The organism is Streptomyces carpinensis (assembly GCF_002154505.1).
In the GTDB taxonomy this organism is placed as follows: Bacteria; Actinomycetota; Actinomycetes; order Streptomycetales; family Streptomycetaceae; genus Streptomyces; species Streptomyces carpinensis.
Genome location: NZ_MUBM01000611.1, coordinates 1 through 8,675 on the forward strand (window position 1 = coordinate 1; position 8,675 = coordinate 8,675).

Annotated in this window: 5 protein-coding genes and 1 pseudogene; 3 read left to right on the forward strand and 3 right to left on the reverse strand. The window is 73.6% G+C overall.

Annotated features, from left to right (window positions below; genetic code table 11):
• The coding region (locus BZY54_RS46955) for an ATP-binding protein (RefSeq protein WP_425276394.1) at positions 1-1,830 on the forward strand (1,830 nt) is incomplete at its 5' end.
• Between the two features lie 36 nt (positions 1,831-1,866).
• On the opposite strand, the pseudogene BZY54_RS46960 reads toward BZY54_RS46955, so the two are convergent.
• Positions 1,867-2,735 (reverse strand): annotated as a pseudogene (locus tag BZY54_RS46960) (NPCBM/NEW2 domain-containing protein); the annotation flags it as partial.
• A gap of 216 nt (positions 2,736-2,951) precedes the next feature.
• Positions 2,952-3,743, reverse strand: coding sequence for a TetR/AcrR family transcriptional regulator (locus BZY54_RS46965; RefSeq protein ID WP_086731421.1), 792 nt, complete (start codon positions 3,741-3,743; stop codon positions 2,952-2,954).
• A 398-nt stretch (positions 3,744-4,141) separates the two neighbouring features.
• Between BZY54_RS46965 and BZY54_RS46970 the strand changes: the two genes are divergently transcribed.
• Together BZY54_RS46970 and BZY54_RS46975 are read left to right on the forward strand one after the other, a co-directional pair.
• A complete protein-coding gene (locus BZY54_RS46970; protein ID WP_086731422.1) occupies positions 4,142-5,518 on the forward strand; it encodes an NAD(P)/FAD-dependent oxidoreductase in 1,377 nt (458 codons plus the stop codon).
• A gap of 239 nt (positions 5,519-5,757) precedes the next feature.
• The gene (locus tag BZY54_RS46975; RefSeq protein ID WP_086731423.1) at positions 5,758-7,437 is read left to right on the forward strand and encodes an ATP-binding SpoIIE family protein phosphatase; all 1,680 of its coding nucleotides are present in this window, start codon (positions 5,758-5,760) and stop codon (positions 7,435-7,437) included.
• Positions 7,438-7,511: 74 nt separating this feature from the next.
• Here the strand turns inward: BZY54_RS46975 and BZY54_RS46980 are convergent.
• Positions 7,512-8,675 (reverse strand): MFS transporter (locus BZY54_RS46980; RefSeq protein WP_086731424.1); only part of this gene is annotated, 1,164 nt, incomplete at its 5' end.

The window sequence follows — 8,675 nt, forward strand, 5'->3', positions numbered from 1 at the left end:
CTGCGGGCCGTCGTCGACTGGTCCTGGGACCTGCTCGACGAGCGGGAGCGGACCGCGCTGCGCGAGGTGTCCGTCTTCGCCGGCGGCTGGGACCTCGCCGCCGCCGAGGCCGTGTGCACCGGCCCCGCGGCGGACCTGGTCGGGGCTCTCGTCGACAAGTCCCTGATCGTCGCGACCCCGGCCGACGGTGACGACGGCATGCGGTACCGGATGCTGGAGACCATCCACGAGTACGCCGTCGAGCGCGCCGCCGAGGTTCCCGGACTGCGCGCCGCCGCCGAACGCAGGCACCGTAGGTGGGTGCGCGCACTCGTCGAGAGGGCCGACCCCCTGCTGCGGTCGGCGGCGCAGCTGCCGTGGATCGCCCGCCTGGAGAACGAGCTGGACAACATCCGCGCGGCCCTCGACCGCGCCCTCACGGCCGGCGACGAGGCGGACGCGGGGGAACTCGCGCTGGCCATGGGCTGGTTCTGGTGGCTGCGCAACTACCGTCGGGAGGCCACCGAGTGGGTCCACCGCGTTCTGCGCCTGGGCGCCGCACGCGATGTCGCCGAAGGCTGCGGCGCCCCGGAAGGACAGGCCCCGGGCGGCGACGGCCCGGGACTTGGGGCGCTGTCCGCCTCCGTCGACCCCGTGGACGCCCTCCTCGACGCCCCGGACGGCGAGACATGCCACCCGCTGCACACCCTGCGCATGGACCTGCGGATGCTGCACCTGTTCCTGACGTCCGAGTCCGAGCCGCTGGACGTGGTGCGCGGGGAGCGGTTCCAGCGCTACGTCGCCCGCGTACGGGCCGCCTTCGAGGGCGGCGGCCCCCGGGCGGCACGCATGCCCGGCATCATCTGGCCGCTGACCGTCGTCTACGCGGGGGGCCCGGACGACATACGGCCCGCCATGGACAGGGCCGTCGCCAACTGCCGTGCCCACGGCGGGGACTGGGAGATCGGCGTCTCCCTCATGTTCCGCACCCACATGGTCGTCGACTCCCCCGGAAACCTGCACGGCGTCGACGACGACCTCGCGGAACTGCGCCGGCTCAGCCGGCGCGTGGGCGACCGCTGGATGCGCGCCCAGGTATGCAGCGCGACCGGGGAGGCGGCCATGGCGCGCGGCAGGTACGAGGAAGCGCGCGGCGAGTACGAGGAGGCGCTGCGTCTCGCCCACGAGGTGGGCGCGCACGCGGAGGCGCCGTTCCTCCAGGCGCGGCTCGCCGAGATCGCCTACCGCTCCGGCGACCGGGCCGGTGCCCTGACCGCCCTGGACGAGGCCGGCGCGGCGGCCGAGCGGCACAGGGTGTCGGACTCGCGGGCCTTCGTGCTGCTGCTGCGGGCGCAGATCGCCCTGGACGACGGCGACGTGGCCGGTGCGCGCAGCCTGTGGGAGGGAGCCCGTGCCGAGACCGAACGCGGCACCCCGCCCCCGCAGTTCGAGGCGATGCTGCGCGCGGTCGGCGCCCTGGTCACGGCCGGCGAGTCCGGCCCCGAGCACGGGCTGCCGCTGCTGGCCGACGCGCTGCGCTCGGCCGTCGAGCAGCGGTGCTCGGAGGTGGTCACGGCGGCGCTCGTGGACCTGGCCGTCCAGCCGCTGGCCGACCTCGGCGACCTGCCGCGCGCGGTGCGGCTGCTGGCCGCCGCCGACCACTGGCGCGACGGCCGCCCCCGCCCCATGCCGGAGCGCCTGAAGGCCGAACGTATCGAGGCCACCGCCCGCGCCGCCCTCACCCCCGACCGCTGCACCGCCGAGCGCAGCCGCGGCGCCGCCCTCACCGTGGACGACCTCCTGGCCGAACTCACGGAAGCGGCACGGGCCCACACCCGCACCCACCGGTGAACCGCGTCTACGGCGTGATCCGCCGGACAGGCCCCAACCGCACGTGATCCGTGACTGTGCCCAGTCCGCGAGGGTGACGGTGTCGAAGGGGCGGTACGGCTCGACGACCAGCCGTACGGTGCTGCGGCCGGCGAGGCTCACACGGACCGGGACGGCCTCTTCGCCGCTCGCGATCGTCCTCGAACTCCGCAGCCGGACGCCGTCGGCGTACACGGAGAAAGTGACCTCGCCGAGCCCGGCCATCAGGTCGTCGACGCCGACCCGGGCGTCGTAGGCGGAGCACGCGCGGTTGAGGCCGACGGTGACGGAGGAGGGGCCGTGGACGGTCATCCCGAGCGCGTACCGCCTGCCGGCGATCGCCATGCCGTGTCGCCGCCACACCCAGCTGCTGCCGGCCGGCCGCATCCCGGGACCGGTGCCGTCACCGGTGACGTCGTGGTCCAGCTCGCTCCACTGGTAGACGACCGGGGGCGTACGGCGTGCTCGGGACCAGACCCGCCGTGCACCGCCTGCAGCATGCGGGCGAACACCTCGGCGGTGAGGTCGTCGGCGGTGTGGGCGTCGCGGCAGCAGGAGCAGGGGTAGCGGCGCACGGCGTCGGCGTGGCGCCGGTACAGCTCCTCGTACGCGGCGTCGTCGCCGCCGCGCACCAGCCCGATGAGCTCGGCGTCGGACGGCGGAAGATCCCTCGGAGGGGGCAGAACTCCGCCCTCGCGCCACTCGTGCTGGGCCGGGACACCCCCGGACGACGGCACGGCATCCCCGGCCGGGTGGCCGTCAGGGGCGGGTGTGCCACCGCGCGGGGCACCGGCCGGCCGGCCCTGACCCGGCACCTGAGGCGGACGCAGCCCTTCCGCGCCCGCCTCGCCGTCGCCGTGCGACTCGCCCCGTCCGTCAGTGCCCATCGCCGATAGACCCCGCCGTCAGCCCAGCCGTCCCCGTCACCGGGTCAGACCGTCACAGGGCGGTCGGTCAGAACTCGGCGGTGAGGATCCTCCACTCGTCCGCGGGGACTTGCCACGACGCGGTACTTGAATCCACCCGCAGGGGGAAGACTCCCCACGCCCCGCACGGCGCCATCGGTGCACGGCGTCCTCCCGTCGCCGCGCGCCGACTCCGGGTCACGCCGGCCGCGACCGCAACCCCTCCAGCAGGATGTCCAGCAGTCGCGCGGAGGCCGCCGCCTGCTGCGCCGCGTCCGGGAGTGAGGGCGCCGCCGTCGCGATGACCAGCAGGACGTCCGACACCGACACGTCCGGCCGCATCTCGCCCGCCGCGCGTGCCCGATCCACCAGCCGCCCCACGACCTCCAGCAGCGCCGCCGCCCCGGCGTCGTCGTCCGCCGTGTCCGGCGTGAGCGCCCTGGCCCCGTCGGACACGAGCCGCAGCTCACCCGCTCCCGACTGGATCCGCTGCTGCGGCACCCGTGCCTCGTCCGGCCCGGCCACCCCGTCGGCACCGTCCTCGACGACCCCGACCCGCAGCACCTGCGGCGGCAGCAGCCGCCCGGCACCCGACGCCACCGACGTGCGCAGGAACCGCGACAGCGCCGACCACGGCTCGTCCTCCTGACCGAGCGCGGCCCGCGCCTGGTCGGTCAGCCGGGAGGTCTCCTCCTCGGCTATCCGCCGCACCAGGACGTCCTTGCTCGGGAAACGCCGGTACACGGTGCCGACGCCGACCCGCGCGCGCCGCGCCACGTCCTCCATCGGCGCGCCATAGCCCAGCTCGCCGAAGACCTCGCGCGCCGCCCGCAGCACGTGCTCGAGATTGCGCTGTGCGTCCACGCGCAACGGTGTCGTCCGGACCGTCCGGCTCTCCTCACCGCGTCCGCCGCCCGCCGCCGCGCCCATCGCACCGCCACCGGGTGCGACAGCGGACGCGGTGGACCAATGAGTGTCCTGAGTGTGCATGAGTGATCCCCCGGTAATGACGTCTCCCCCCGGAGACTTTCCCCGCCGCTGAATCCGGGGTGTGCGGAACAGGGATCGCGCGCGACCGAGCCCGTTCGCCGGGACCCCAGCAGGACCCCGCGGACTCGTTCGATCACATCCCCTACACCCCGTCGACACACGAACATAGTTGAGCGGGAGTCAATTCAGAAGGGGCAGGTTCCGCACAGAGCGCCCCCCGATCGGAGTACGGGCCGTATACGTCCCGATTGCGGTGCCTGCCACGGCCCACCCCACGCCGTCTGACCTGCACCGCTCCCTCGTGCTCCGATGATTCGGCCAACCGCGCGCGCCCCCGGCCCACGGTCACACAATTCGCCGGGGCTGTGGACAAACGACAGTCACGGGTGCGTCATGGGATGGTGAAGGAACGTGCGCGCATTCTCGTTGTCGGCGGCGGCTACGTCGGGATGTACACGGCCCTGCGCCTGCAGCAGCGGATGAAACAGGAGCTCAGGCGGGGCGAGGTCGAGATCACCGTCGTCACGCCCGACCCCTATATGACGTATCAGCCGTTCCTGCCCGAGGCGGCCGCCGGTGCGATCTCGCCGCGGCACGTCGTCGTGCCGCTGCGCCGCGTCCTCGACCACTGCCGCATCGTCGTCGGCGAGGTCACGAGCATCGACCACGCCGTCCGCACCGCCACCCTCACCACGCTCGCCACCGAGGAGCGGGGCGGCACCGAGAAGCTGACGTACGACGAACTCGTTCTCGCCCCCGGTTCCGTCTCCCGGACCCTGCCCATCCCCGGCCTCGTCGACTACGGCATCGGCTTCAAGACCGTCGAGGAGGCCATCGGGCTGCGCAACCACGTCCTCGAACAGATGGACATCGCCTCCTCCACCCGCGACCCCGCCGTCCGCGACGCCGCCCTCACCTTCGTCTTCGTCGGCGGCGGGTACGCCGGCGTGGAGGCGCTCGGCGAACTGGAGGACATGGCCCGCTACGCCGCCCGCTACTACCACAACGTCAAACCCGAGGACATGAAGTGGATCCTCGTAGAGGCCTCGGACCGCATCCTGCCCGAGGTCGGCGAGGAGATGGGCCGCTACACGGTCACCCAGCTGCGCCGCCGCAACATCCAGGTGCTTCTCGGGACCCGCCTCGAATCGTGCGCCGACCGTGTCGCCGTCCTCAGCGACGGCCAGCGCTTCCCCACCCGTACGGTCGTGTGGACCGCCGGCGTCAAACCGCACCCGCTCCTGGCCGCCACCGACCTGCCGCTGGACGAGCGCGGCCGGCTGAAGTGCACCGCCCAGCTGACCGTCGAGGGCGTCGAGCACGTCTGGGCCGCGGGCGACGCCGCGGCCGTCCCCGACGTCACCGTCGCCGCGCCCGGCACGAACACCGCCCCCAACGCCCAGCACGCGGTGCGCCAGGCCAAGGTCCTCGGCGACAACATCGCGCACGCGCTGCGCGGCGAACCCCTTCAGACATACGCGCACAAGTACGTCGGTTCGGTCGCCTCCCTCGGACTGCACAAGGGCGTCGCCCAGGTCTACGGACGCAAGCTGAGGGGCTATCCCGCCTGGTTCATGCACCGCGCCTACCACCTCAGCCGGGTCCCCACCGTCAACCGCAAGGCCCGGGTGCTCGCCGAGTGGACCCTGGCAGGTCTGTTCAAACGGGAGATCGTCTCCCTCGGTTCGCTGGAACATCCCCGCGCGGAGTTCGAACTGGCCGCGGGTGGAAAGCATCCCCTCGACCCGAACATCAACCCGAAAGGGTCGTCCTGACCTGACCGAGGAACTCCGGCGGACGCCCCGGCGTCCAACGGATGTCGGCGCTGCGCGGCCGCACTGCCAGACTGGTCCACGACCGGAGGCGGGCAGCCGTCCACCCCGATCACCCACGACGCACTCCCGCTGTGCCGCACCCCCCGGGGCAGCGACCACGTGCGGACACCGCCGCGCGGCCCCACACCCCCCGCCGGGCCCGGAGCCGGCCTGAGACGACAGACACGAGGCAAGGATTCGTGAACTTCACGCGCTGGAGCGCCCGGCTCCCCGGAATCCCCGGCACACAGCGCCGCGCCGCAGCGCGGACCGAACTCGCCACCGCGGACCGGCGGGCCGACGGCTCCGTACCGGCCGCCCGCGGTGAACAACTGACCGACGACACGACGCCCGTGCCCGCGGTCGACGAACTCTCCGCGCGTGAAGTCCTCGACCACGTCCCGGCCCTCGTCGCCCTCGTCCACGGCGGCGACCACCGCATCGCCTACGTCAACGACGCCTACACCGCGGCCTTCGGCGCCCGCCCCCTCGGCGAACCCGCCCGTGACGCCCTCCCCGAGCTGCGCGAACTGGGCCTGCTCCCGCTCCTGGACCAGGTCCTGCGCAGCGGCAGGCCCCGCACCCTGAAGTCCCGAAAGGCACCCGACGGCCGCTCCTACACCTTCACCTGCACCCCGGTCAGCGAAGCCCGGGGCGAAACCCGCACCTCCGGCCCAGGAGTCCTGGTCTTCGCCACCGACGTCACCGACCACGCAGAGGCCGCCGAACGCCTGCGCACCAGCGAACGCCGGCAGCGCGAGACCGCGGTCACCCTCCAGCGTTCCCTTCTGCCCCAGGTACTGGAGCAGCCCGACGACCTGCGCATCGCCGCCACCTACCAGCCCGGCGGCACCGAAGCCGCCGTCGGGGGCGACTGGTACGACGTCATCACCCTGGGCGGAGGCCGTACCGCACTGGTCATCGGCGACGTCATGGGCCGGGGAGTGCGAGCCGCCGCCGTCATGGGCCAACTCCGCACCGCCGTCCGCGCCTACGCCCGCATGGACCTCCCGCCCCACGAGGTCCTCCAGCTCCTCGACGGCCTCGCCGCCGAGATCGACGCCAACCAGATCGCGACCTGCGTCTACGCCGTCCACGACCCCAACGAGGGCCGGCTGGTGTACTCCTCCGCCGGTCACCTGCCGGTCCTGGTCCGCGACGAGAACGGCACCGTGCTGCGCGCCGACGAACCCACCGGCCCGCCGCTCGGCACCGGCGGCTGGATCCACTCCTCCGGCTCGGTCCCGCTCGGCCCCGGCGCCACGGCGGTGCTCTACACCGACGGTCTGGTCGAACGCCGGGACGAGGACCTCGACGAGGGCATCACGTCCCTGGAGCGTGCCCTGGCCGGCGCCACTGGCACCCCGCAGGTCATCTGCGACCGCCTGGTCCGCTCGGCCGGTGTGCAGGCCGACCACGACGACGACGTGGCCGTCCTCGTCCTGCAGCACCCCGCCCGCACCGGCGCGGACAGCGAACTCTTCCGCAACGCCGCGCTGGAGCTCCTCGGCGGAGTGGAAGCGGCCCCCCGCGCGCGTGCCTTCGCCTCCGGCGTCCTGACCAGCTGGCGCTTCCCGCCCGAACTGCACGACCTCGGCGTCCTCGCGGCCAGCGAACTCGTCGCCAACTCGCTGCAGCACGGCACACCGCCCATGCGCCTGCGGCTGCGCCGCACCGACCGCCGCCTCATCGTCGAGGTCACCGACGGCGACGACCACCTGCCCCGGCGCCGCCGCGCCGAACCGGCCGACGAGTCCGGCCGGGGCATCGCCATCGTCGCGACCATCGCCTCCAACTGGGGCTCCCGCCGGACGCCGGGCGGCGGAAAGACGGTGTGGTGCGAGTTCACCCTGCCGAGAAAGCAGGCGCAGCAGTCGTAGCAGCCGCGACCGTACGACACGACACAGCGGCCGCCGCCCGAAGGCGACGGCCGCTGCTGTGGTCCCCGGCAGGCTCAGGCCTCGGCGGTCACCGCCGGAGCGGCCGCTGCACCGCGGGCCACCACCCGGCTCCGCGCGCCCCACGGACGGTCCTGCGCGGCGGTGAGCCCCCGTCCCAACCGGACCGCCAGGACGCTGATCCCCAGCGAGAACACCAGGAACGTCACCACGTACGGCCCCGGCAGCGACGCCGCCAGCGGACCGCCCACCGCCGGCCCGACCGCCAGCGCGAGCTGCTTCACCAGGGCGAAGGCCGAGTTGTACTGCCCCGCCATGCCCGCCGGGGCAAGGTCGGCCACCAGCGGCGCGAGCGTCGGCGACAGCATCGCCTCACCCAGCCCGAACAGCGCATACGTCGACACGAAAGCCGCCGTCGCCATCACCTGGCTGCCGTGCCCGAGCCCCGCGTACGCCGCCGCGCCCCAGGCGACGGCCCAGATCACGCCCACCGCCGCGATCACCCGCGACCGCCGCCTCCGCTCGACGAACCTCAGCACGGCGAACTGCGCCACCACGATCATCATCGTGTTCGCGGCCAGCGCCGTTCCCAGGTCCGACGTCGATATCCCGGCGGCCTGCACGCCGTACGCGCTCAGACCCGACTCGAACTGTCCGTAGCAGGCGAAGAACAGCACGAAGCCCAGCACGCACAGCTGCACCATGGCGCGGTTGTCGAGCAGCTGCCGCCAGCTGCTCCTCGCCGACTGCCCGGCCTGTGTCGGCGCATCCTCGACGCGCGGGGCGTGCGGCATCCGCACCGTCGACATCAGCACCGCCAGCAGCAGGAACACCGCCGCCTCGATCGCGAAGAGCAGGGTGAAGGAGGAGACGCGCGCGGTGTCGACGAGGTGACCGCCTATGAGGCCACCGACCCCGAGCCCCAGGTTCTGCAGGAAGAACTGCATCGCGAACGCCCGCGACCGCGTCTCCGCGGTCGAGCAGTCCACGATCATCGTCGCCAGAGCCGGCTGCATGACGGCCTGCCCGGCGCCTAGGGCCGCCGCCGACAGCAGCACCGCCGCCGCGCCGCCAGCCAGCCCCAGGCTCAGCGCGCCCAGTGCGGCCGTGACCAGAGCGGCGAGCAGGACCGGCAGCGGGCCGCGCCGCACGATCGCCCTGCCGGCGAACGGCAGCACGATCAGCGCGGCCACGGCGAAGACGGCGAGGACGAGCCCCGC